We start from the raw sequence: 24,254 nt of genomic DNA on the forward strand, positions 1-24,254 counted from the left end.
GGAACAGCTTGATTAGGCAGCCGGCTTCTGCTGGGCAACCAGGCGAGCAACGGTCGGCGACAGTTGTGCGCCAACGCCTTGCCAGTAGGCCAGACGGTCGGCGGTGATCTTCAGGCCGACTTCAGCGCCCGAAGCCATCGGGTTGTAGAAGCCGATGCGCTCGATGAAACGGCCATCGCGACGGTTACGCGAATCGGTTGCAACGATGTTGAAGAACGGGCGCTTTTTTGCGCCGCCACGAGCCAAACGGATAACGACCATAATAATTCCAAAAAGTTGTACTGGACGGAGAAAGCCGACGATTATAGCGCGCAATGCCGCAGATCAGCAAGCGATATGGTAAAAGGCGGACAACAGGGCGCGCGGTCCCGGCCGAATTGAGCATTATCCCTGATTTTTTGCGTGGCCGCTACCTGTCTCCCCCATCGCACGGGAGTGCCTGACGAAATCCCCTGGCGACCGCGCATCGGCACGTCATTCGCTCCCGCTCTCTCCGGCCACGCATCAGGTGACCACATCGGCTACTTTGGACGTTTCCCGAGGCGCGCCAGGCAGCTTTTCAGGTTGCTACATAGCATTTACATAAAAAATGATGCTTTTGGCACATTTTTGAACGATACTTGCTCCTTTCGTGTAACAAATTCTTTTTCGCATGTCACACAAGAACAAGACGCTGGCTACCGCATTGGCGTTATCCCTGGGCGGATTGGGCGCGCACCGCTTCTATTTGCACGGAAACGTCGATCGGCTTGGACTGCTGCACGCCTGCAGCCTGCCGTTGGCAGGCCTGGTCTACAGCCAGACCGAAGGCAGCGTGGATGCGTTCTTTGCCCTGCTCCCGCTGCTGATCTCCTATATCGTCGCCTTCATCGCGGCGCTGGCGATCGGCTTGACGCCGGACGAGAAGTGGGACGCGCGCTTCAATCCGGGCTCGGGCAGGCCCACCCGCTCGAGCTGGTTTCTCGCCGTGCTGCTGGTCGCCACCCTGATGGTGGGCGCGACGGTGCTGATCGCGACTATCGCGCGCCTGTTCGACCTGATGTACACGGGCGGCGCCTACGGCTGAGCCTTAATCGGGCTCGCGCCGCCCCTTCCCTTCTCTTCAAAGCCCGTCCGGCCAGCGGTAGCGCGGCAGCGTCGCCGGCGGCGTGCCGCTGACGATGACGATCTCGCGGTGCCGCGTCAGCTCGATCTCGCCGGGATCGCCCGTATAGGGCGTCAGCGTCTCGTTGTCGATCAGATAGAAGCGGATCGGCCCGGGCAGCCCGGCCGTACCGCTCGCCAGCAGGGGCTGGCGCCACACGGCGAAGAACTGGCCCAGCGTGAATCGTTTTGGCGCGTTCGCTTCGATGTGCACTACCCCCGTCGCGTCGTGCGTGTGCAGCTCATAGGTGCAGCCGCTGCGGCCGACGTTGTCGGGCAGGCCCTGGCGCACGCCATCCTTGTAGATCGATACCAGCGCGTGGACGTGGTAATTGATGTTCACCAGGCAGCCGACATCGCCGACTGGCTGGCCGGTGCCGGTCCAGCTCGGCCAGCCCTGGGGACTGTTGATGGTGCCCGCGACCAGGTCGGTATGGCTGTCGGCCAGCGCCACAGGTGGCGGCTCGGGCGTGGGCGGCGGGCTGTCGTCGCCGCCACCGCAGGCGGTCAGCAGGGACAACGAACTGAGGCTCATGGCGGGATAAAGGCTGGCGCGCGCAATCGTCATTGGCATATCGGCTCCTGGGTTGGCCCACCCTATGCGAGTGGGCGTGGATCATTGGATGAGCCGATGTTACGGACGCGGCCGTAATGCTTCGTTTAAGCTAGATCAAGCTGAGCGGGATGCCTTTTACGGGAGCCGCGGGAAGATCCCCGACGGCCAGCGCGTGCAAGAAGATGCTTCCGGCAGGCCTGCCGGAAGCGCACCAGCCCGGCCTGGGCATCGCACCGCCGGCGAGGTCCAGCCGGGACGGCAATACGGCCGGCGCAGCCGCAAAAAAGCGGCCCGCAGGGCCGCTTGCATGCTTCGCCCGCAGGGCAGACGCCCCGCCCTGCCGCGAATCGAGCTGCCCGACGATCAGAACTGCTCGACGTCCAGCGCCAGCACGCCGGCGCTGCCTTCCACGATGGCGCTGCGCATGCCGCTTGCCTGCGACAGGATATGGTCGGCGAAGAAGCGCGCGGTGGCGATCTTCGCGCGCAGGAAAGCGGCGTCGCCTTCGCCCGCGTCGAGCAGGCGCTGTGCAGCCAGGGCCGCGCGCGCCATCTGCCAGCCGCCCAGCACGATGCCGGCCAGCTTCAGGTAGAGCACGGAACCGGCGAACACGCCCTTGATGTCCGACTTCACGTTGGCGACCACGAAGTCGACCACTTCTTCCAGCGCGGCGGAGCCGAGCGCCAGCTGCTTGCGGATCGCTGCAAAATCCGCTCCTTGCGCGTCGCCCAGCGCCGCTTCGGTCTCGCGCACCTGGGCGATGATGGATTTCGCCACCGCGCCGCCGTCACGCACGGTCTTGCGGCCGACCAGGTCGTTGGCCTGGATCGCGGTCGTGCCTTCGTAGATGGTCAGGATCTTGGCGTCGCGGTAGTGCTGGGCCGCGCCGGTCTCCTCGATGAAGCCCATGCCGCCGTGGATCTGCACGCCGTCGCGCGCCACGTTCTCGCTCATCTCGGTCGACCAGCCCTTGATGACCGGGACCAGGTACTCGTACACGGCGAGATTGGCCTTGCGGGTGGCTTCGTCAGCATGGTAGTGGGCCACGTCCGAGATGCCGGCGCCGACATAGGCCAGCGCGCGCGCGGCCTCGGTCTGGGCGCGCATCGACATCAGCATGCGGCGCACGTCCGGGTGGTTGATGATGGCGACCGGGCCGGCGGAGCCGGCGAGATCGCGCGACTGCACGCGGTCCTTGGCGTAGGCCACGGCCTGCTGGTAGGCGCGCTCCGCCAGGCCGATGCCCTGCATGCCGACGCCGAAGCGGGCCGCGTTCATCATGATGAACATGTATTCCAGGCCGCGGTTCTCTTCGCCGACCAGGGTGCCGATGGCGCCGCCGTTGTCGCCGAACTGCAGCACGGCGGTCGGGCTGGCCTTGATGCCCAGCTTGTGCTCGATCGAGACGCAGTGGGCGTCGTTGCGCGCGCCCAGCGAGCCATCCTCGTTGATCAGGAACTTCGGCACGATGAACAGCGAGATCCCCTTCACGCCCGGAGGCGCATCCGGCGTGCGCGCCAGCACCAGGTGGATGATGTTCTCGGCCATGTCGTGCTCGCCGTAGGTGATGAAGATCTTGGTGCCGAAGATCTTGTAGGTACCGTCGCCCTGGGGCACGGCGCGGGTGCGCACGGCGGCCAGGTCCGAGCCGGCCTGCGGCTCGGTCAGGTTCATGGTGCCGGTCCACTTGCCCGAGATCAGGGGCTCGAGGAAGCGCGCCTTCTGCTCGTCGGATCCGGCGGTCAGCAGCGCCTCGATGGCACCGTCGGTCAGCAGGGCCACCAGCGCGAACGAGATCGAGGCCGCGTTGAGCATCTCGGTGCAAGGCGTGGCGACGAGCTTGGGCAGGCCCTGGCCGCCGAATTCGCTCGGGTGCTGCACGCCCTGCCAGCCGGATTCGCCGAAGGCCTGGAAGGCGACCTTGAAACCGGCCGAGGTCGTGACCTGGCCGTCGTGCCAGAAGCTCGGTTCCTTGTCGCTTGGATGATTCAGCGGGGCGACGACTTCGCCGCAGAATTTCGCGTTCTCTTCCAGCACCGCTTCGACGGTGTCGCTGGTGGCGTCTTCGCAGCCTGGCAGCTGGCTGACTTTGTCCAGGCCGGCCAGTTCGTTCAGGACGAACAGCATGTCTTTGATCGGGGCTTGATAGCTCACGATATCTCCTCAGATTTTGGATGTAAAACAGGCCACGACAGCCTGGCAATGATGCCGGACCAGCGTGGCCTGAATGTTGTTCGCGGGGGTTGTAGTTGTAGGGTGGACTCCCGAGTCCACGCGGTGATCGTCAGCGGCTCCGATTTCGTGCTCGACGATCTCGTTGTCGCGTATCACCGCGTGGACACAGGTGTCCACCCTACGCTTTAACCCAATTCCTTTACGAGTGCCGGAACGACCTCGAACAGGTCGCCCACCAGACCGTAGTCAGCCACCGAGAAGATCGGCGCTTCCGGATCCTTGTTGATGGCGACGATGGTCTTCGAGTCCTTCATGCCGGCCAGGTGCTGGATCGCGCCCGAGATGCCGACGGCGATGTACAGCGACGGCGCGACGATCTTGCCGGTCTGGCCGACCTGCCAGTCGTTCGGCACATAGCCTGCGTCCACTGCTGCGCGCGACGCGCCCATGGCGGCGCCCAGCTTGTCGGCCAGCGGCTCCAGGATCTTGAAGTTGTCGCCCGAACCCATGCCGCGGCCGCCCGAGACGACGATCTTCGCAGCGGTCAGTTCCGGACGGTCCGACTTGGCCAGCTCGCGGCCCACGAACGAGGACTTGCCGACGTCGGCGACGGCGCCGATGGTCTCCACGGCAGCCGAGCCGCCGGTGGCAGGCGCGGCGTCGAAGCCGGTGCCGCGCACGGTGATGACCTTGACCTTGTCGCTCGACTGCACGGTCGCGATGGCGTTACCGGCGTAGATCGGGCGCTCGAAGGTGTCCGGCGAATCGACCTTGGTGATTTCCGAGATCTGGGCCACGTCCAGCTTGGCGGCAACGCGCGGCAGGATGTTCTTGCCGTAGGCGGTAGCCGGAGCCAGGATGTGCGAGTAGTTGCCGGCGACAGCCAGGATCTGCTCGGCGACGTTCTCGGCCAGGCCGTCGGCGAAGTGCGGCGCGTCGGCGACCAGCACCTTGGTGACGCCGGCGATCTGCGCGGCGGCTTCCGCGGCGGCGCCGCAGTTCGATCCGGCGACCAGCACGTGCACCTCGCCGCCGCACTGGGCGGCCGCGGTCACGGTGTTGTGGGTTGCGCCCTTCAGGGAGCCATTGTCGTGTTCAGCGATTACTAATGCGACCATGATGTTTCCTATGTTTGGTAGTGACGGCGGGGCCGCTTAGATGACTTTGGCTTCGGTGCGCAGCTTCTGGACCAGGGTGGCGACGTCCGGCACCTTCACGCCGGCCGAACGCTTGGCCGGCTCGGCGACCTTCAGGGTCTTCAGGCGCGGGGTCACGTCGACGCCCAGGTCTTCCGGCTTGACGGTTTCCAGCGGCTTCTTCTTGGCCTTCATGATGTTCGGCAGCGTCACGTAGCGCGGCTCGTTCAGGCGCAGGTCGGTGGTGACGATGGCCGGCAGGGTCAGGGCCACGGTTTCCAGGCCGCCGTCGACTTCGCGGGTCACGGTCACTTTGCCGTCTTCCAGCACCACTTTCGAGGCGAAGGTCGCCTGCGGCCAGCCCAGCAGGGCTGCCAGCATCTGGCCGGTCTGGTTCGAATCGTCGTCGATCGCCTGCTTGCCCAGGATGATCAGCTGCGGCTGCTCCTTCTCGGCCAGCGCCTTCATGATCTTGGCCACGGCCAGCGGCTCGGTCTCGACGGCGGTTTCCACCAGGATGCCGCGGTCGGCGCCGATCGCCATGCCGGTGCGCAGGGTTTCCTGGCACTGCGGCACACCGACGGAGACTGCCACCACCTCGGTGACCTTGCCGGCTTCCTTCAGGCGGGTCGCTTCTTCGAGTGCGATCTCGTCGAACGGGTTCATCGACATTTTGACGTTGGCGATATCGACGCCACTGCCGTCGGACTTGACGCGGACCTTGACGTTATAGTCGACCACGCGTTTGACGGGTACCAGGACTTTCATAGGTGTGCCTTTGAAAAATTGAAGAGGTAGACTTGGCTAAAGTGGCCTAGATTATAAGAGAAAAACTGCTGCAGAACCGAATTAAAGCACGATCGTGCGATTTTTGGCTAGAGTGAATCTTCCAAATCGCGCCCGATGAGTAAGATTCAAGGAAAACAGACGGGGCAAGACCCTGCCCCGCCGGGTGGCGCCGCGCGCCTCAGGCTCTTGTTTGCGTGCGCTTATTTGCGGCGCATCAAAAAGGTGAACTCGCCGTTTTCGACGGTGTGGGCCAGCAGGGCGTTGCCGGTCTGCTTGGCGAACGCCTGGAAATCGCGCACGGAGCCGGTGTCGGTGGCCACGATGCGCAGCACCTGTCCACTCTCCATCTCGGCGAGGGCCTTCTTGGCTTTCAGGATGGGCAAGGGACAGTTCAGCCCGCGCGCATCCAGGTCTTTCTGGAATTCCATGGTGTCAATGTCGATAGTCATGTCGCTCATCGCTTGCCTGCTCGGTGGTGGTGCTGGGTGGTGGTACTGGGTGAAGCTGGAAATCGCATACTACTCCAATTCCTGCAGTATGACGCAGCGCACCAAAATAGTCACACATTGTTGCACGTACACAACCAAATGTAAAACTTGCCACATAACGAAGCGCCAAGCCATGGCCTCCCGATCAGGAGCCGCACTGGAACGGTGCACCGTGGCGGGCCGGGAGCGCGGCCCTGCACGTCGGATACCCGTTCTTACTGCTCGACCAGTTAGCTGCCAAAATTCGCACCACAGCCCTTTCCGTCGCAGGCGAACACGGGCCGGATCCCGGCCTTGGCGAGCGCCGCTTCGTAGTTGCGCATCACTTCCAGCAATGAGCGTTCCTGCGGATAGTTGTAGGCGATGCGCGTGACCTTGCCTTCGAGCCCGAGTCCTGTTTCGAATGCGAAGCGCCCGCCCTGGTTCGCGATGCGCCTGCTGGCCGGCAGGAAAGCTGCATCGAACTCCTTGACGTCGTGCTCGACCATTACCGAACCGGCGAAGCGCGACAGCAGCGGATGATCGCCGGCGCTCCCGGCAAGGTCCTGGGCAGGCACGGTGGCGAACGCCGCCATTGCCGATCCCAGGCAAAGGATGAGTCCCGCAATTCGATGAATGCGCATATCCGTCCAGTCAAGTGAGGAGTGATCGAGATGGTCAAGCGCGTTGCAAATAATGCAAGCAGCATACTGTGCACGAATCCCTCAAGCTCAACAGTGCGTAAACGCAAACGCCGCCCGAAGGCGGCGTCATTTACCTGATGGCCAGGAAGCGCTTATGCGCGTTCGCCGACCCAGCCGGCCACGCCTTCGAGCGCCTTCGGCAGGCCTGCCGGATCGGTGCCGCCGGCCTGGGCCATGTCCGGACGGCCGCCGCCCTTGCCGCCCACCTGCTGGGCGACGAAGTTGACCAGCTCGCCGGCCTTTACTTTACCGGTGGCGTCCTTGGTCACGCCTGCGATCAGGCTGACCTTGCCGTCGGCAACGCTGGCCAGCACGATGGCGGCGGTCTTCAGCTTGTCCTTCAGCTTGTCCATCGCTTCGCGCAGGGTGGCGACGTCGGCGCCTTCCATAGTCGCGGCCAGCACCTTGATGCCGTTCACTTCCACCGCCTTGTTCACCAGCTCGTCGCCCTGGCCGGCAGCCAGTTTCGACTTCAGCGCCGACACTTCCTTCTCCAGCACCTTGACCTGGTCCTGCACCTGGGCGATGCGCGACGGCAGTTCGTCCGGGCCGGTCTTCAGGGCGGCGGCGGCGGCCAGCAGCTTGGCATTGGTCGCCTGGACCCAGGCCAGCGCGCCCTCGCCCGTCACCGCTTCGACGCGGCGGATGCCGGCTGCGACGCCGCCTTCCGACACGATCTTGAACAGGCCGATGTCGCCGGTGCGGGTGACGTGCACGCCACCGCACAGCTCTTTCGAGGAGCCGATGTCGAGCACGCGCACCTGATCGCCGTACTTCTCGCCGAACAGGGCCATCGCGCCGTGCTTGACGGCGTCGTCGAAGCTCATGTGGTGCGCCTGGGTCGGATGGTTTTCCAGGATCTCGCGGTTGACGATCATCTCGACCTGGGCGATCTGCTCCGGGGTCAGCGGCGCATTGTGGCTGAAGTCGAAGCGGGTCTTGTCCGGGTCGACCAGCGAGCCCTTCTGCTGCACATGGGAACCCAGCACTTCGCGCAGGGCCTTGTGCATCAGGTGGGTGGCCGAGTGGTTGCGGATGGTGCGCGCACGCTTGGCCTGGTCGACCTGGGCGTCCACGGTGTCGCCGACCTTCAGCGAGCCGCTGCGCAGCACGCCGTGGTGGCCGAACACCTCGGCCTGGATCTTCAGGGTGTCCTCGACTTCGAATTCGGCGCCGGCCGCGCGGATCAGGCCGTGGTCGCCGACCTGGCCGCCCGACTCGGCGTAGAACGGGGTGGTGTCGAGCACCACGATGCCTTCCTGGCCAGCCTTGAGTTCCTGCACCGACACGCCTTCGCTGTACAGCGCCAGCACGTGGGTGTTGTGCACCAGCGACTCGTAGCCGACGAACTTGGTCTTGTCGCCCGCATACTCGACCTTGGCGGCCATCTTGAACTTGCCGGCGGCGCGCGCGGTCTTTTTCTGCTGCTCCATCGCCTCGGCGAAGCCGGCTTCGTCGAGGGTCACGTTACGTTCACGGCAGATGTCGGCCGTCAGGTCCAGCGGGAAGCCGTAGGTGTCGTACAGGGTGAAGGCGGTGGCGCCGTCCAGGTTCTTCGGATCCCTGGCCAGTTGGGCTTCCAGGATCTTCATGCCGTTTTCCAGGGTCTCGCCGAAACGCTCTTCCTCGGCCTTCAGGACCTGGGCGACGCGCGCCGATGCTTCGCGCAGTTCCGGATAGGCCTCGCCCATCTCGATGTCCAGGTCTTCCACCAGCTTGTAGAAGAAAGGCTTGGTCTGGCCCAGCTTGTGGCCGTGGCGCAGCGCGCGGCGGATGATGCGGCGCAGGACGTAGCCGTGGCCTTCGCTGCTCGGGATGATGCCGTCGACGATCAGGAAGGAAGCCGCGCGGATGTGGTCGGCGATGACCTTCAGCGAGTTGTTGGCCAGGTCGGTCGCGCCGGTTTCGCGGGCAGCTGCGCGGATCAAATTCTGGAACAGGTCGATCTCGTAGTTCGAGTGCACGTGCTGCAGCACGGCGGCCAGGCGCTCCATGCCCATGCCGGTGTCGATCGATGGCTTCGGCAGCGGAGTCAGCACGCCGGCTTCGTCGCGGTTGAACTGCATGAACACCAGGTTCCAGATCTCGATGAAGCGGTCGCCGTCTTCTTCCGGCGAGCCCGGAGGACCGCCCCAGATGTCGGCGCCGTGGTCGTAGAACACCTCGGTGCACGGGCCGCAGGGGCCGGTGTCGGCCATTTGCCAGAAGTTGTCGGAGGCGTAGCGTGCACCCTTGTTGTCGCCGATGCGGATGATGCGCTCTTTCGGCACGCCAATTTCATTGGCCCAGATGTCGTAGGCTTCGTCGTCCTCGAAGTAGACGGTGACGGTCAGTTTCTCGGCCGGCAGCATGTAGACCTTGGTCAGCAGCTCCCAGCAGTAGTTGATGGCGTCGCGCTTGAAGTAGTCGCCGAAGCTGAAGTTACCCAGCATCTCGAAGAAGGTGTGGTGGCGCGCGGTGTAGCCGACGTTTTCCAGGTCGTTGTGCTTGCCGCCGGCGCGCACGCAGCGCTGCACGGTGGTGGCGCGCTTGTAGGGGCGCGTGTCGAGGCCGAGGAAGACGTCCTTGAACTGCACCATTCCGCTGTTGGTCAACAACATGGTCGGATCGTTGCCCGGCACGAGCGGGCTGGACCGTACGATCGTATGGCCCTTGGACTCAAAAAACTTGAGGAACTTTTCGCGAATTTCGGAGGATTTCATGTTGGTGGGTGCGGAAAGAGAGCAGTACGGTATATAAAGCAACGATTATATCAGTCACTGGTGACTTATTAACACGCGGTGCGGAGCGCGTCAGCCGGCGGTTTCTGTCTCCGGCAGTTCGCGGCGTCTCCCGTAGGGTGGGCACCTGTGCCCACGCGGATTCAGGATACCGATAACGGCACAGGCAACAGCCCCACGTGCGTATGCACACGTTTTTTTTCGAAGGCGCCGATGGTCGCAGGGTGAGACCGCGTGGGCACAGGTGCCCACCCTACGAAACTACACCCCTATTGACACGCGGTGTGAGCGCGTCGGCCGGCGGTTTCCAGCTCCGGCAGCCCGCGCCGTCACCCGTAGGGTGGGCACTTGTGCCCACGCGGATTCAGAATACCGATAACGGCACAGGCAACAGCCCCACGTGCCTATGCACAGCGGTTTTCTTTACAGGCGCCGATAATCATCCGGTGAGACAGCGTGGGCACAGGTGCCCACCCTACAAGATCGCGCGATTCGCGCGCTATCTCCACCTATCGGATTTCGGCGAAATCCGGCCCGATCAGGTCGATCCGGTCAGTACAAAACGCCTCCACACCCCACCCCAGCAGCTCGCGCGCCCGCGCCGGTTCGTTGACCGTATAGCAGAACAACCCGAACCCGGCCGCCCTCACCGCCTGGGCCAGCGCCGGCGTCAGGTGCCGGTGATTGGTGTGAATGGCCACCGCCCCCACCGCATGCGCGCGGCGCTCCCAGTCGGGCGGCAGTTCGCTCATCAGGAGCGCGTGCGGCACCTCGGGCGCCACCTCGTGCGCCGCTTCCAGGGCCAGCTCGCTGAACGAGGACAGCAGCGGCACCGCGGACCACTCCCTCGCCCCGATCTCGTCGGCGAACATGCTCGCCGCGATGCGCGCCACCGTGCCGCCGGTCTCGATCTCGTAGCCGGGCGCGGGCTTGATCTCCATGTTCATCCAGATGCCGTGCGCCTTGCAGAACTGGGCGAATTCGACGAACAGCGGCACCGGCTCGCCCTCGTAGGCACGCGTGAACCAGCCGCCGGCGTCCATCGTCGCCAGCTCGAGCGCGTCGTAGTCGAACACGTTGCCCGAGCCGGCCACGGTGCGGCCGAGAAAGGGATCGTGCATGACGACCGGCACGCCGTCGCGCGCCAGCATGATGTCGTACTCGATGGCGCGAAAGCCGCGCCGCATGCCTTCCCTCAGCCCGGCCATGGTGTTTTCCGGCGCCAGCGTGCCGCCTCCGCGGTGGGCGAGCACGCGGGGATAGCGCCAGGCACCAAGCGGGTTCATGCCGGGACCGCCAGGCGGGAGGAGAGATAGACGAAGCCGGCCACGTTGGCCGTCACCGTCACCCAGAACAGTTGTTGGAACGAGCGCTTGCTCGTCTTGTGGCGCAGCCATTGCTGGGCCAGCAAGGCGCCGGGCCAGCCGCCGACCAGGCCCAGCACGAGCAGCGTCCGCTCGGGCGTGCGCCAGGCGTCGTGCTTCGCCGCCGACTTGTCGAGGGCGTAGGCGACGAAACAGGTCAGGCTGGTGACGGCGTAGGCCGCCCCGACCAGCAAAGGCAGGTCCCAGGCCAGGGTCGCACCAAGGTAGACGAGGACGAAGGCAAGTATGGGCAGAAAGGGACGCATTGCGCCAGCTTAGCGCGGCAGGCATGTAATTACCAGCGGGCAGCGTCTTGAAGTTTTTATATGCCTTGCGTGCGCCACCGTACCGAAACCCGGCAGTGGACGCCCTAACCTCCCCTTTCAACGTCATTGAAGCAGGAGGTCACATGGGATTTGATTTAGGGAATTTGCTTGGCCAATACCTGGGCGGTGGCGCCGCCAACCCGGCGCAGGCGCCCGACGACTTCGAACGCGCCGCCCAGGCCGCGCCGCGCGAAACGGTGGCCCAAGGGGTCATCCAGGCGTTGCGCTCGGACGCGACGCCGCCCTTCCCGCAAATGCTGGCCCAGATGTTCGGCAACAGCAACCCGGACCAGCGTGCCGGTATGCTCAACCAGCTGATCGCCGGCGCCGGCCCCGGGCTGATGGGCAAGCTGGGCGGCCTGTTCGGCGGCAATGCCGGTGGGCGCGTGACGCCGGAACAGGCTTCGCAAGTCTCGCCGGAACAAATCAAGGAAATCGCCGAGAAGGCGCAGCAGGAGAATCCAGGCATTCTCGACCGCATGGGCGAGTTCTATGCCGAGCATCCGACCGCCGTAAAGGCCATCGGCGCCACCGCGCTTGCCGTCGCGCTCGGCGCCATGGCGCAAGGCATCCAGCGCCGTAACCCAACCCCAGAAAAGGAGAAAGACATGGGCATTCTGAGCAACATTTTCCACAAGATCTTCCCATCCAAGGCCGCCGCGACCCAGGCGCCGGCGCCGGGTACGGCCCCTGCCGCGGCGCCGGGCGGACAGCAGAACGTGCCGCCACCGCCCGCCACCGCCCAGGCCCAGCAGGCCGGCCAGCCGACCCAGGTGACTCCGGCGGCGACCGGCCCGGCCGCTACCCTGGCCCAGCAGGTGGACGTCGAGGAAATCCTGACCAACAAGCAGAAAGCCTCGGGCCAGCAGCTGAACTGGCGCACTTCGATCGTCGACCTGCTCAAGCTGCTCGACCTCGACTCCAGCCTGCAGGCGCGCAAGGAACTGGCCGCCGAACTGCACTACACCGGCGACACCAATGACTCGGCCTCGATGAACATCTGGCTGCACAAGCAGGTGATGAAGAAGCTGGCCGAGAACGGCGGCAAGGTCCCGGCCGACCTGCAAGACTGATAGTCTAGTCTGCCAGCGTTGTATTCGCCGCGGTTCCGCAACTGAAGCAGAACCGCGCGAACGCGTTCTTGCGCGTGCTGCAGCAGCCGCAGCGGTCGAACAGTCCGATGCCGCAGTGCGGGCAATAGTCGATGGCCTGGTCCTTCAGGTCGACCGCGCGCTCGCATCCCGGGCAGACGCTCTTGCCCAGCCGCGCCAGGGCCAGGTCGTAGCGCATGGTCTGGCGCCGCTCGACATCGGGCAGCGCCTCGCTCTCCTTTTGCCGCGCCAGGTAGCGCTGCAGGGACAGGATCGCATAGCGGCCGACCACGACCGTGACGACGATGCCGACCACGTAGCGCACGTAGCCGCCGTAGCTGGGCAGGTAAGGCACCAGCTCGAAGAAGAAGGCGAACAGCGCGAAGAAGATGAAACCCCAGGCGAACGGCCACCAGCTGCTCTTGCGCTTGTGGACGAACAGCCAGCCGGCGACCAGCAGCAGCGGCAATGTCAATGCCAGGCGATACAGGAACACGCGCAATTCCTTGGCGCGCACCGCTTCCCAATGCGCATGCACGGCCGGACGCTCCAGCGCTTCCCAGCGTGAACGCGCGGCGTCCATCTGCTGGCTGGCGTCGAGCATGGTCTGCTGCTGGGCTTGGACCGCGGCCAGTGCCTTGCGCTCCTCGGATTCGAGCGCGTCGAGCGCCTGGGTACGGGCGATCAGTTCCCGGTCCTGGTCGGGCCGGGCCGTGACATGGCGGGTGGCCAGCCAGTTCCCGAAGCTTGCCCGCGCCGAGCGGGTATTCGAACGCGCCACCGCATGCTTCTGTTCGGCCTGCTCCAGCGCGGCGCGTGCGGCGTCCTGCTTGTCCTGGGCCGCGTCGCGCTGGGCCTTCACCTCGCTTGCCTGCTGCGGGTCCATGAACTGCTCGACGGTGAGCGGCGCCTCCACGTCCCACAGGTTCTCGACGATCTTCCCGCCCAGCCCGATCAGGAAGCTGGCGAAGACGAAGGCGACCAGCCACAGCGCGCGCGTCATCCACTGCTCGGTCAAGCGCAAACCTTTACTCATGTGATTCTCCCCCGTGTTGTGACGATATGGCGCCGGAGCTTGTCACATCACAAACGGGGTGGCCAGCGTGGCCGATGGGGGAGCGTCTGGCGATACCGGGGGGATCGGCATGCGGGCGGGAAGATGCGGCTGGACGTAGGGTGGTCACCCCGCGTCCACCGGAATGATGATCTGACGCGGCGCTTCATCAGCGCCAACACGACGCAGAATTTACGCGTGGGCACGGGGCGCCCACCCTACGGGCCAATACCGACGGCGAAACAGATCAGAAGTAGGACAGCCCCAGCGCGCGGCGCACTTCGTCCATGGTCCCTGCCGCCACTTCGCGCGCCTTCATCGTGCCTTCCTTGAGCATCTGCAGCACTTGCCCCTTGTCCTGGGCATAGTGCTCGCGGCGCTCGCGGATCGGGGCCAGCATTTCCTGCAGCACAGCGTCGAGGCGCTTCTTGACGACGCTGTCCCCCAGGCCGCCGCGCACGTAGTGGGCCTTCATTTCGGCCAGCGCTTCCTTGTCCGGATCGAAGGCGTCGAGGTAGAGGAAGGCGACGTTGCCTTCCAGGTGGCCCGGGTCGGACACCTTCAGGTGCAGCGGGTCGGTGTAGACCTGCTTGACGGCGGCGCGGATCTGGTCAGCGCTGTCACCCAGGTTGATCGTGTTGCCGAGCGACTTGCTCATCTTGGCCTTGCCGTCGATGCCCGGCAGGCGACCGATTTCCGGCACCAGGGCCTTGCACTCGACCAGGATGTCGCGCTTTGCGATGCGGTTCATGCGGCGCACGATCTCGTTGCACTGCTCGATCATCGGGATCTGGTCCTCGCCCACCGGCACCAGGGTCGCCTTGAAGGCGCTGATGTCGGAGGCCTGGCTGGCCGGGTAAGTCAGGAAGCCGGCCGGGATGTCGCGCTCGAAACCGCGCAGCTGGATCTCCGTCTTGACAGTCGGGTTGCGCTCCAAGCGTGCGACAGTCACGAGGTTCAAATAATAAAATGTCAATTCGGCCAGTTCCGGAACCTGGGACTGGATGAAGATCGTGGAGCGCGACGGGTCGATGCCGACTGCGAGGTAATCGAGCGCCACTTCGACGACATTGCGATGCACCTTGCCGGTGTCATCCATGTTGTCGGTGAGCGCCTGGGCGTCGGCGAGCATGACGAACTGGCGGTACTGGTCCTGGTAGGCAACGCGGTTGCGCAGGCTGCCCACGAAGTGGCCGAGGTGCAAAGGACCGGTCGGACGGTCGCCGGTGAGGATGACGTGTGCTTGGGTTGCTGGGGTTGCTGGTGCTTCTGCTGGGGTGTCTTGCAAGCTCATCGAGTTTCCCATTGGTTTCTTGATATTGAGCCTCGATTCTGCCGCGCAAACGAAAACGCCACCTGAATCGAGGCGGCGTTCATTGAGTCACATCTTCTCTACTGGGCCGCGCGCTGTCAGCGGCGCCACCAGTTGCAAAACGGGAAGTGTGGGTTCAGAAAATTCATGGATGGCATGTTTGCAGGTTGGCGGCCCGCTGTCAACCGTCTTCAGGCAGACGCACCAATGGTCGGGACATGGAGGACCCGGAAACCGAACCGAACTTTTTGCTTTCGGCAGCCATCTAAAAAAATTCTGTTGTCAAATTATAAAGAGTGGTGAATGATGAATACCAATACGAGCCCGAACAGCCAATCCCGCCCCCTGGAACTCTGGGGCGGCCTCGAATGCACCGTCAACCGCGTCCGCGACGACTACTTCAGCCAGCTCGACCGCAACGGTCACGCGCAACGGGCCTGCGACGTCCAGCGTTTCGCCTCGCTCGGCATTCGTGCCATTCGCTACCCCGTCCTCTGGGAACGCACGGCGCCGGAAGGCGTTGACAAGGCCGACTGGAGCTGGCCGGACGAGCGCCTGCCGGCCCTGCGCGAGGCCGGCGTCACGCCGATCGCCGGCCTGATCCACCACGGCAGCGGCCCGCGCGACACCAGCCTGCTCGACCCGGCCTTCCCCGAGCGCCTGGCCGAATACGCCGGTGCGGTGGCCGCGCGTTACCCCTGGCTCGAGTACTACACCCCGGTCAACGAGCCCTGCACCACCGCCCGCTTCGCCGGCCTGTACGGCGTCTGGTACCCGCACGCCCGCGACGACCGCAGCTTCATCCAGGCCCTGCTGGTGCAGTGCCGGGCCGTGGTGCTGTGCATGCGCGAAATCCGCAAGGTCAACCCGAACGCCAAGCTGGTCCAGACCGACGACCTCGGCAAGACCTACAGCACGCCGGAACTGGCCCACGTGGCCGACTTCTACAACGAGCGCCGCTGGCTGGCCTGGGACCTGCTGTGCGGGATGATCGGTCCCGAACACAAGCTCTGGAACTACCTGACGGGCACCGGCATCGACGAAGCCGAGTTCCTCTGGTTCCGCGACAATCCCTGCCCGCCGGACGTCATCGGCGTGAATTACTACGTCACCAGCGAACGCTGGCTCGACCACCGTCCCGAGCGCTATCCCCAGCACCACCGCGGCGTGGCCGACGGCATTCCCTGCGCCGACATCGAAGCTTCGCGCGCCCTCGCCACCCCGACCGCCGGCATCGGTCCGCTACTGTCCGAAGTCTGGGAGCGCTACCGCCTGCCGCTCGCCATCACCGAAGCCCACATCGACGCCAACCGCGAGGACCAGCTGCGCTGGCTGCTCGAGATCTGGCAGGCCGCCCACACGGCGCGCGACAACGGCGTCGACATCCGCGCCGTCACGGTCTGGTCGCTGCTCGGTTCCTTCGACTGGAACAGCCTGGTCACCGAAAACCGCGGCTACTACGAGCCGGGTCCCTTCGACGTGCGCTCCCCGCTGCCGCGCCCGACGGCGCTGGCGCGCATGATGCGCGAACTGGCGGGCGGCCAGCCGCTGACCAACCCGGTGCTGCGCGGCCAGGGCTGGTGGCGCCGCCCGGGCCGCTTCCTGTGCCCGCCGGTCGCGACCCCGGCAGCCCTCGCCTCGATCGCGGCGCCCAGCCTGCGCCTGGCCGGCGCCAGCGCCGCGCCCATCCTGATCACGGGCGCATCCGGCACCCTGGGCCGCGCTTTCGCCCGCGTCTGCCAGAAGCGCAACCTCGCCTACAAGCTGCTGTCGCGCCACGACATGGACATCGCCGATCCGGCCTCGGTCGAGCGCGCGCTGGCGCACTACAAGCCCTGGGCTGTCATCAACACCTGCGGCTATGTGCGCGTGGACGATGCCGAACTCGAATCCGAACGCTGCTTCCGCGAGAACACGCTTGGCGCCGCGATCCTGGCCGAGGCCTGCGCCCGCCACGACGTGCACCTGACCACCTTTTCGAGCGACCTCGTGTTCGATGGCCGCCACCAGCGCCCCTACGTCGAGAGCGATCCGGTCTCGCCGCTGAACGTCTACGGGCGCAGCAAGGCCCAATCCGAGACCGCGGTGCTGGAAAAGCACCCGGGCGCCCTGGTGGTGCGCACCAGCGCCTTCTTCGGTCCCTGGGACAGGCACAACTTCGTGACCCTGGCGCTGGGCGCGCTGGAGCGCGGCGAGACCTTCGTGGCTGCGAACGACATGACGGTGTCGCCGACCTATGTGCCGGACCTGGTCCACACCTGCCTCGACCTCGCCGTCGACCGCGAGAGCGGCATCTGGCACCTGAACAACGTCGGCGCCGTGACCTGGTACGAGCTGGCGAAGCTGGCGGCCGAGAAAGCCGGCATCGCCACCACCGGCCTGGTCGCAAAGCCTGCGCTGGCAATGGAGATGGCAGCGGCGCGCCCGGCCTGGAGCGTCCTCCACAGCGAGCGCGCGATCCTGCTGCCGAAGCTGGAGAACGCGCTCGACCGCTACCTCGAACTGCGCGGCGTCGACGATCCGGAGTACGAGGAACTGGTCAAGACCGCCGAATCGCGCCAGCCGGTGGCGAGCGGGCATCGCCAGCAGGAAGAAACGCCGGCCGAGGCTTTCCACATGCAGAGTTCCTGAGGCTGCCGCGACCGTAAGGTGGGCACGCCGTGCCCACGCGAACGCATGCACGTCCGCGGCTGCGTTGCGGTCGCGCCGGCTGGTTATCTCTACCGCATCCCAATGAAAAACCGCGGACGTCGCAGAACCGTCGAACGTTCGCGGCTGTCTTTTCATGCGTCCACCACCACGCCATCCGCCCGACAAAAGAACGCCGCGTGCTTGCTACGTTCCGCGTGGGCACAGTGTGCCCACCCTAGCGCACGCTCTACCTGATGATTGCGCCGTTATAAAATGCCAATGCCAGTCCACAACCGCAAAGGCTCCCTTCCGTGCAAGAGCAACACGCCTTCCCCTTCCTGCGCGAAATCCTCCTGTTCCTGATTCTCGCCGGCATCCTGATCCCGACCCTGCAGCGCCTGCGCATCAACCAGGTGCTCGGCTTCCTCGCCGTCGGCGCCCTGCTCGGTCCTTTCGGCGTGGCGCTGTCGGCCGGCGAGTTTCCCTGGCTGGGCTGGCTCACCTTCCCCAGCGGCGAAGGCGTGTCGATGCTGGCCGAGATCGGCGTGCTGTTCCTGATGTTCATGATTGGCCTGGAACTGTCGGCCGCACGCCTGTGGTCGCTGCGGCGCTGGGTGTTTGGCGCCGGCACGGCCCAGGTGCTGGCCAGCGCGGCCCTGATCGGCGCCGCGGTCGTGCTCCTCCTGGACCAGCCCTTTTCGACCGGCGTCATCCTTGGCCTGGTGCTCTCGCTGTCCTCGACCGCCGTCGTGATGCAGCTGATGAGCGAGCAGCACAGCACCGGCACCCGCCTCGGCCAGGCGGCCTTTGCCGTGCTGATGCTGCAGGACCTGGCGGTGGTGCCGATCCTGGTCCTGCTCGGCGCCCTGGCCGGTGGTGACAGCAGCGGCGGCGACGGCGCCCTCATGCTCGCGGCCGTGACCATGGCCAAGGCCGGCGGCGCGATCGCCCTCATCTACCTGGTCGGCGGGCGCGTCATCCATCCTCTGTTCAAGGCCTTTGCGCGCCAGCGCCAGCCGGACGTCTTCATGGCCCTGATCCTGCTGAGCACCTTCGGCATCGCCGCGCTGTCGGCCGCCGCCGGACTGTCGATGGCGCTCGGCGCCCTGATCGCCGGCCTGCTGCTGGCCGAGACCGAGTTCAAGCACGAGGTCGAGCTGATGATCGAGCCCTTCAAGGGCCTGCTCATGGGCCTGTTCTTCATGACCGTCGGGATGCAGATGGACACGCGCCAGATCGTCGAGGCGCCGCTGTGGCTGGCCGGCGCGGTGCTCGGCCTGGTGCTGCTCAAGGCCTGTGTGATCGCCCTGATCTTCCGCATCGGCCGCCTGCCCTGGGCCAGGGCCATCGAGGGCGGCCTGCTGCTCGGCCAGGGCGGGGAGTTCGCCTTCATCGTGATCGGCTACGCCGTCTCGTCCAAACTGCTGGACCCAGGCCTGGCCGCGCGCGCGATGCTGGCGGTCGGCCTGTCGATGTTCATCACGCCGCTGCTGGCGCGCCTGGGCCGCGCGATCGGCGAGCGCGCCGAGCGCAGCGAGCGCGAACAGGCTGCGAAGCTCGACGAGCACGCGCTGGAGTCGGCACGCGGGCGCATCATCATCGCCGGCTTCGGGCGCGTGGGCCAGCAGCTGGCCCGCCTGCTGGACGCGCAGCGCATCGAATACATCGCTTTCGAGAACGACGCCAGGCTGGTGTCGACACTGCACGCGAAGGGCACACCGGTCTACTTCGGCAATGCCGCGCGCTGCGAGCTGCTGCGCCGCGTCCATGCCGAGGAAGCGCCGGCCATCGTCCTGACCATGGACCACCCGGCGTCCGCCCTGCAGGCGGTGCACGGCATCCGGCGCGAATTTCCGCACGTGCCGCTGTTCGTGCGCTCGCGCGACGAGAAGCATGCGCGCGACCTCAAGCAGGCCGGCGCCACCGTGGTCGTGCCCGAAACGCTCGAGGCCAGCCTGCAACTGTCGGCCTTCGTGCTCGAAGCCGTGGGACTGGACGAGCGCGTCGTGGACGGCATCGTCGACCGCGAACGCGACCAGTTCGCCAGCCAGCTGCTGGGCGCCGCGGAAAAATAATCACCCCAGTGCGCGCTCGGCCGCGCGCCAGCCCCACATCGAAGCCTCCTCGAACACCGACAGGCCGGACAGGTCGGCGTGGGCGAACAGGATGGGCCCATCGAGCGCGCGCAGCGCCGCCAGGCCGGGATTCGAGCGAAAGCCCGGCGCCGGCACCGCCATCGCGTGCGCGTGCAGCGTGATGTCGACGCGCTCGACGTTCGGCCCCAGGGTCCAGCCGTAGGCGGCCTTCAGGTCGGCGCTCGCCAGGGCCAGCAGCTCTTCCGGGCTGGCCGACTGCATCCAGCGCCGCGCTGCCAGTGGATCCAGGTGCGACAGCGCCACATAGGCCGTGAACACGCTGCGCTCGGCCGGCTGCACGCGGATGTCCTGGTGGGTCGACACCACGTAGCCGAGCCCGGGTTCGGACTGCACCACGTTGTCCCAGGCGAGCGGCATGTCGCCGCGCTCGACCGGCAGGTGCTTCATGACGAAGTTGGCGACCAGCCAGGGCGCGTACTGCGGCAGGTGCTTATCCGGATCGAAACCGGATTCGGCGATACCCTCCACCACGCGCGCCGCGACGAACAGCGGCATCGCGCAGATCGCCTTGCGGGCGCGCACCAGATAAGTCGCCGGCGCTCCATTCTGCAGGGTGAAGCACAGCGCCTCGACACCGGCGCCGCTGCGGCGCAGGCGCACCACGCTGCCGGGCCGGCGTGCGATGCCCGCCCTGGCCGAGCTGGCCGCCATGCCCGCCGCCAGCGGCGCCAGTCCACCCGGCCAGGTCAGCACGGCGGCGTCGCCCGCATTCGCCGCGCGCCCGCTGCGTCCGGCAAAGTAATGCAGTCCAGCCCAGGCCGAGACGCGCTCGTAGCGCACGCCGTAGTCGTCGCGGCAGCAGTAGTTCAGGTACCAGTGCAGGCCGGGCCCACGGTAGCCTTCGCGCTGCAGCCAGTCCTTGAAACTGATCCGGTCGAGGTCCGAATACGCGCTGTCGGTGGAAGAAAGCGCCGTCGGGAACACGAAGATGCGTTGGCCATCGCTGCCTTTCTGCCAGCGCAGCCGTTCCATGTGGGCGAAGAAGCGTCGCTGCTCGGCGAGCTCGGACGCCGGCAGGCCCGCCGCCGGCACCAGCCCTTCCTGCCACTGCCCGCCCGCCAGCAGCCGCTCCTCCGGCGCATGCACGAGGTAGCGCTCGTCGTAGGTGGGTCGCTCGCCGAAGGCGTCGCGCTCGATCACGCCGAGGTCGGCCAGGATCGCGCGCACGTGGGTCGACTCCTGGGACGGCAGAGGCAGGTAGTGGGCCCCGGTCGGGCATTCCAGCTCGCCGTAGCGCGCGCCGGCCGCGTTGCCGAAGGCCTGCGGCCCGTCGACCATCAGGGCCTTCGCCCCTTCCCGCCCGAGCTTCCAGGCCGCCGTCAGGCCGGCGATGCCCGAGCCGAGGATGGCGACATCGGTCTCGACCACGGAAGACGGCGGCGGCAACCGGCGCGCGTCGCGCAGGAAGTGGCCCTCCTCGCGCCCCGGATAATGGATGAAGGGATCGATCTCCTGCCAGCGCGCGAAGCCGGCCGCGCTGCCCAGCGCCGCCAGGCCCGCGCCACCTGCCGAGAGCAGAAAAGAACGGCGGTCCATCAGCGGATCACCTGGCGCCAGTCTTCCTCGAACTCGTGCACCAGCGACTGGGTGTTGAGCCGGTTCGGTTCCATCTGGCGGCGCGCCATGTCGGGCGGGAAGCTGAACATGGCGCGCGTGGTCTCGGCGTTCAGGTAGCGCATCGGCAGGCGGTAGGTCTCCGGTGGCTGGTAGCGGCCCTGGGGCGAGGCCAGGATGAAGCCCCACTCGCCGAAGGACGGCACGTACAGGTGGTAGGGCCAGGTGCGCATGCCGACTTCGCGCAGCGTGGCGTCGATGGTCCAGTAGGCGTTCGGCGCGAAGTACGGCGAGGTCGACTGCACCACGATGAGGCCATTCGCCGCCACGTGCTTCCTGAGGATGCCGTAGAACGGCACCGAATACAGCTTGCCGAGGGCGAAGCTGGACGGGTCGGGGAAGTCGACGATCACGGCGTCGTACATGCCGCGGTCTTCTTTCAGCCAGATGCCGGCGTCGGCGTTCACCACCGTCACGCGCCTGTCGGCGAAGGCGTTGGCGTTGAGCTTCACCAGTTCCGGGCGGCTGGCGAAGGCGCCGGTCATCGCCGGATCGAGGTCGACCAGGGTGACTTCCTGGACGTTCGGGTAGCGCAGCACCTCGCGCAAGGCCAGGCCGTCGCCGCCGCCCAGCACCAGCACGCGGCGCGCCCAGGGCAGCTGCTGCAGCACCGGATGCACCAGGGCTTCGTGGTAGCGGTATTCGTCGCGCGAGGAGAACTGCAAATTGCCGTTGATGTAGAGGCGCAGGTCGTCCTTCCAGCGCGTGATCACGAGACGCTGGTAGGGCGTGGTGGTCGAATACACAATGTCGTCGCCGAACAGGCCGCGCTCGCCCCAGCCGACCATGCGGTCCGACAGGATGAAGCCGAGCGTAAGCACCAGCAGCACCGAGCAGGCGCGCAGCACCCGGCCGCCCAGGTTGGCCAGCTCGAAGCGGAAGGCGTACAGCGTCCACAGGCCGACGCCGACGTTGAGCATCCCGAACAGGAAGCCGGTGCGCACCAGTCCCAGGTGGGGCGCCAGCACCAGCGGGAACAGCAGCGAGACGGCGAGCGCGCCGAGGTAGTCGAAGGTCAGCACCCGGCTCACCAGCTCGGCGAATTCGGTGCGGCGCTCGTTCAGCGCGCGCATCACCAGCGGCACTTCCATCCCGACCAGCATGCCGATGACGAAGACGAGCGTGTAGAGCAGCGTGCGGAAGGGACCGGCCATCCAGGAGAAAGCCATGAACAGGAAGGCGGCCGAAACGCCGCCAATCAGGCCGACGGCCAGTTCGATGTCGATGAAACGGGCCAGCACGTCGTCGTCGCGCACATACTTCGAAAAGTGGGCGCCCACGCCCATCGCGAACAGGTAGCAGCCGATGATGGTCGAAAACTGCAGGACCGAGTCGCCCAGCAGGTAGCTCGACAAGGCCCCGGCGATCAGTTCATAGGCCAGGCCGCAGGAGGCGACGACGAAAACCGACAGTATAAGAATTCTTTTGGTCATGAAACGTCTTTTGTTCTAAGATCGCGCTATGTCGTCAGAAAGACAACTTTCCTCGGAGAATGTGAGTGCCCGCCATCCTAAACTATCTGCTGCATCTCGCGACGGCGATCGCGATGGTCATGGCATTTTTTGTGGTGTACACGCGGGTCACACCCTATGACGAGGTGCTCCTTATCCGCCAGGGCAACTGCGCGGCGGCGATGTCGCTTGGCGGCACCCTGATCGGTTTTTCCGCAACGGTCGCCTCGGCACTCATGTATACCGGAAATTACTACCAGTTCCTCGGCTGGGGCCTGGTCGCCATGGTCGTGCAGTTGCTGGTCTTCCTGGTCGCCACGCGCCTGCTGCGCATGTCCAAGGACCAGATCGAGGCCAACAATGTCGCCTTCGGCGGCCTGCTCGGCGCCATTTCGCTGTCGATCGGCCTGATCAACGCCGGCAGCATTTCGTGATTTCCTGAGCCTGATTTCCCGAGCCTGATTTCCTGAGCCTGATTTCTTGAGTCACCCATCCGTTCTTTCGGAGCCCATCATGTCCCTTGGTTCATTCATCAAGAAGCAGTTTATCGACGTCCTGCAGTGGAACGAAGAAACCGAGGGCGTGCTCGCCTGGCGTTTCCCGATGCAGGACTTCGAGATCCAGAACGGCGCCGTGCTGAACGTGCGCGAATCGCAGATGGCGGTCTTTGTCGACGAAGGCCGCATCGCCGACGTGTTCGGCCCCGGCACACACACGCTGACCACCCGCACCCTGCCGGTGCTGACCAACCTGAAGAACTGGGACAAGCTCTTCGACTCGCCCTTCAAGTCGGACGTCTACTTCTTCAGCACCCGCGTGCAGACCGGCCGCAAGTGGGGCACGCCGCAGCCGATCACGATCCGCGACAAGGACTTCGACATGATCCGCGTGCGCGCCTTCGGCATGTACTCCTACCGCATCGCCGACCCGCGCACCTTCTTCACCGAGATCAGCGGCACGCGCGAAGCCTATACGCGCGACCAGGTCGAGGACCAGCTGCGCGGCATCCTGATGGCAAGCATGGCCAGCTCGCTGGGCAGTTCGAATGTCGCCTTCCTCGACATGGCCGCCAACCAGGCCCTGATGGCCCAGCAGGTATACAAGGACCTGGCGAGCGCCTTTGCGCGCTACGGCATTGGTCTGGACGAATTCAACGTGGCCAGCGTCAGCCTGCCGGAAGAACTGCAGGCCGCGCTCGACGAACGCATCTCGGCCGGCATGAAGGGCAGCCTGGGCGCCGACCGCATGAGCGGCTTCACCCAGTTCCAGGTCGCGAGCAGCATTCCGTTGGCGGCCCAGAACGAAGGCGGCCTGGCCGGCATTGGCGCCGGCGTCGGCGCCGGGATGGCGGTCGGCCAGGCCATGGCCCAGGGCATGAGCGGCGGCTTTGCGCAGCAGCCAGGCACACCCGCCGCTCCCGCTCCCGCTTCCGTTCCCACTCCGGCCCAGGACTCGATCGAGGACCGTCTGACCAAGCTGAAAGGCCTGCTCGACAAGGGCCTGATTTCCGCCGCCGACTACGACAGCACGAAGGCCGAGCTGCTCAAGAAGCTGATCGGCTGAAC

General features: G+C 65.8%; 20 protein-coding genes. 6 read left to right on the plus strand and 14 right to left on the minus strand.

Translation table 11 applies throughout. From position 1 onward, the window contains the following. Positions 1 to 12: 12 nt before the first annotated feature. Positions 13 to 261, minus strand: a complete 249-nt coding sequence (rpsP, locus tag ACSUZJ_RS19205) for a 30S ribosomal protein S16 (protein ID WP_313706804.1) — start codon at positions 259 to 261, stop codon at positions 13 to 15. Positions 262 to 652: 391 nt separating this feature from the next. Between rpsP and ACSUZJ_RS19210 the strand changes: the two genes are divergently transcribed. Further along, on the plus strand, positions 653 to 1,066 hold the full coding sequence (locus ACSUZJ_RS19210; protein WP_499410836.1) for an NINE protein: 414 nt from the start codon (positions 653 to 655) through the stop codon (positions 1,064 to 1,066). A gap of 36 nt (positions 1,067 to 1,102) precedes the next feature. Here ACSUZJ_RS19210 and ACSUZJ_RS19215 read toward each other — a convergent pair whose 3' ends face one another. The 9 genes from ACSUZJ_RS19215 to ACSUZJ_RS19255 form a co-directional block, all read right to left on the minus strand. Beyond that, complete coding sequence (locus tag ACSUZJ_RS19215) at positions 1,103 to 1,717, minus strand: hypothetical protein (protein WP_499410838.1); 615 nt, start codon at positions 1,715 to 1,717, stop codon at positions 1,103 to 1,105. A 345-nt stretch (positions 1,718 to 2,062) separates the two neighbouring features. Continuing rightward, on the minus strand, positions 2,063 to 3,853 hold the full coding sequence (locus ACSUZJ_RS19220; RefSeq protein ID WP_499410840.1) for an acyl-CoA dehydrogenase: 1,791 nt from the start codon (positions 3,851 to 3,853) through the stop codon (positions 2,063 to 2,065). 206 nt (positions 3,854 to 4,059) lie between these two features. Then, a complete protein-coding gene (locus tag ACSUZJ_RS19225; RefSeq protein ID WP_499410842.1) occupies positions 4,060 to 4,992 on the minus strand; it encodes an electron transfer flavoprotein subunit alpha/FixB family protein in 933 nt (310 codons plus the stop codon). A gap of 36 nt (positions 4,993 to 5,028) precedes the next feature. Continuing rightward, complete coding sequence (locus tag ACSUZJ_RS19230) at positions 5,029 to 5,778, minus strand: electron transfer flavoprotein subunit beta/FixA family protein (protein ID WP_313706810.1); 750 nt, start codon at positions 5,776 to 5,778, stop codon at positions 5,029 to 5,031. Between the two features lie 221 nt (positions 5,779 to 5,999). Next, positions 6,000 to 6,227, minus strand: a complete 228-nt coding sequence (locus ACSUZJ_RS19235; RefSeq protein ID WP_231059000.1) for a sulfurtransferase TusA family protein — start codon at positions 6,225 to 6,227, stop codon at positions 6,000 to 6,002. A 290-nt stretch (positions 6,228 to 6,517) separates the two neighbouring features. Further along, positions 6,518 to 6,862 (minus strand): DUF4892 domain-containing protein, encoded by a 345-nt coding sequence (locus ACSUZJ_RS19240; RefSeq protein ID WP_499410844.1) that lies wholly within the window; start codon positions 6,860 to 6,862, stop codon positions 6,518 to 6,520. 200 nt (positions 6,863 to 7,062) lie between these two features. Further along, positions 7,063 to 9,672 carry an alanine--tRNA ligase gene (gene alaS, locus ACSUZJ_RS19245; protein WP_499410846.1) on the minus strand — a complete coding sequence of 870 codons (2,610 nt, stop codon included), beginning with the start codon at positions 9,670 to 9,672 and terminating at the stop codon, positions 7,063 to 7,065. 527 nt (positions 9,673 to 10,199) lie between these two features. After that, positions 10,200 to 10,976, minus strand: coding sequence for a glycerophosphodiester phosphodiesterase (ugpQ, locus tag ACSUZJ_RS19250; RefSeq protein ID WP_499410848.1), 777 nt, complete (start codon positions 10,974 to 10,976; stop codon positions 10,200 to 10,202). After that, on the minus strand, positions 10,973 to 11,320 hold the full coding sequence (locus ACSUZJ_RS19255; RefSeq protein WP_499410850.1) for a DUF1294 domain-containing protein: 348 nt from the start codon (positions 11,318 to 11,320) through the stop codon (positions 10,973 to 10,975). Before ACSUZJ_RS19255 ends, ugpQ begins: the two co-directional genes overlap by 4 nt. A 668-nt stretch (positions 11,321 to 11,988) precedes the next feature. Between ACSUZJ_RS19255 and ACSUZJ_RS19260 the strand changes: the two genes are divergently transcribed. Beyond that, positions 11,989 to 12,453, plus strand: a complete 465-nt coding sequence (locus ACSUZJ_RS19260; protein ID WP_499416603.1) for a DUF3597 domain-containing protein — start codon at positions 11,989 to 11,991, stop codon at positions 12,451 to 12,453. Positions 12,454 to 12,457: 4 nt separating this feature from the next. Here ACSUZJ_RS19260 and ACSUZJ_RS19265 read toward each other — a convergent pair whose 3' ends face one another. Together ACSUZJ_RS19265 and trpS are read right to left on the minus strand one after the other, a co-directional pair. Further along, a complete protein-coding gene (locus tag ACSUZJ_RS19265; RefSeq protein ID WP_499410852.1) occupies positions 12,458 to 13,507 on the minus strand; it encodes a serine endopeptidase in 1,050 nt (349 codons plus the stop codon). 265 nt (positions 13,508 to 13,772) lie between these two features. Next, positions 13,773 to 14,819: a tryptophan--tRNA ligase gene (gene trpS, locus ACSUZJ_RS19270; protein ID WP_499410854.1), complete on the minus strand. Its 1,047-nt coding sequence runs from the start codon at positions 14,817 to 14,819 to the stop codon at positions 13,773 to 13,775. 321 nt (positions 14,820 to 15,140) lie between these two features. Between trpS and ACSUZJ_RS19275 the strand changes: the two genes are divergently transcribed. Together ACSUZJ_RS19275 and ACSUZJ_RS19280 are read left to right on the plus strand one after the other, a co-directional pair. After that, positions 15,141 to 17,468: a family 1 glycosylhydrolase gene (locus ACSUZJ_RS19275; protein ID WP_499410856.1), complete on the plus strand. Its 2,328-nt coding sequence runs from the start codon at positions 15,141 to 15,143 to the stop codon at positions 17,466 to 17,468. 311 nt (positions 17,469 to 17,779) lie between these two features. Then, positions 17,780 to 19,543, plus strand: a complete 1,764-nt coding sequence (locus ACSUZJ_RS19280) for a cation:proton antiporter domain-containing protein (RefSeq protein WP_499410858.1) — start codon at positions 17,780 to 17,782, stop codon at positions 19,541 to 19,543. Here ACSUZJ_RS19280 and ACSUZJ_RS19285 read toward each other — a convergent pair whose 3' ends face one another. Both ACSUZJ_RS19285 and ACSUZJ_RS19290 read right to left on the minus strand, forming a co-directional pair. Further along, positions 19,544 to 21,160 carry an NAD(P)-binding protein gene (locus ACSUZJ_RS19285; protein ID WP_499410860.1) on the minus strand — a complete coding sequence of 539 codons (1,617 nt, stop codon included), beginning with the start codon at positions 21,158 to 21,160 and terminating at the stop codon, positions 19,544 to 19,546. Next, positions 21,160 to 22,671: a polyamine aminopropyltransferase gene (locus tag ACSUZJ_RS19290; protein WP_499410862.1), complete on the minus strand. Its 1,512-nt coding sequence runs from the start codon at positions 22,669 to 22,671 to the stop codon at positions 21,160 to 21,162. The genes ACSUZJ_RS19285 and ACSUZJ_RS19290 overlap by 1 nt, the downstream gene beginning before the upstream one ends. A 65-nt stretch (positions 22,672 to 22,736) precedes the next feature. Between ACSUZJ_RS19290 and ACSUZJ_RS19295 the strand changes: the two genes are divergently transcribed. Together ACSUZJ_RS19295 and ACSUZJ_RS19300 are read left to right on the plus strand one after the other, a co-directional pair. Further along, the gene (locus ACSUZJ_RS19295) at positions 22,737 to 23,123 is read left to right on the plus strand and encodes a DUF350 domain-containing protein (protein ID WP_499410864.1); all 387 of its coding nucleotides are present in this window, start codon (positions 22,737 to 22,739) and stop codon (positions 23,121 to 23,123) included. Positions 23,124 to 23,202: 79 nt separating this feature from the next. Beyond that, positions 23,203 to 24,252, plus strand: a complete 1,050-nt coding sequence (locus ACSUZJ_RS19300; RefSeq protein WP_499410866.1) for an SPFH domain-containing protein — start codon at positions 23,203 to 23,205, stop codon at positions 24,250 to 24,252. Positions 24,253 to 24,254 lie beyond the last annotated feature (2 nt).

Origin of the sequence: Telluria sp. B2 (genome assembly GCF_051789535.1) — a bacterium.
Lineage (GTDB): Bacteria > Pseudomonadota > Gammaproteobacteria > Burkholderiales > Burkholderiaceae_D > Telluria.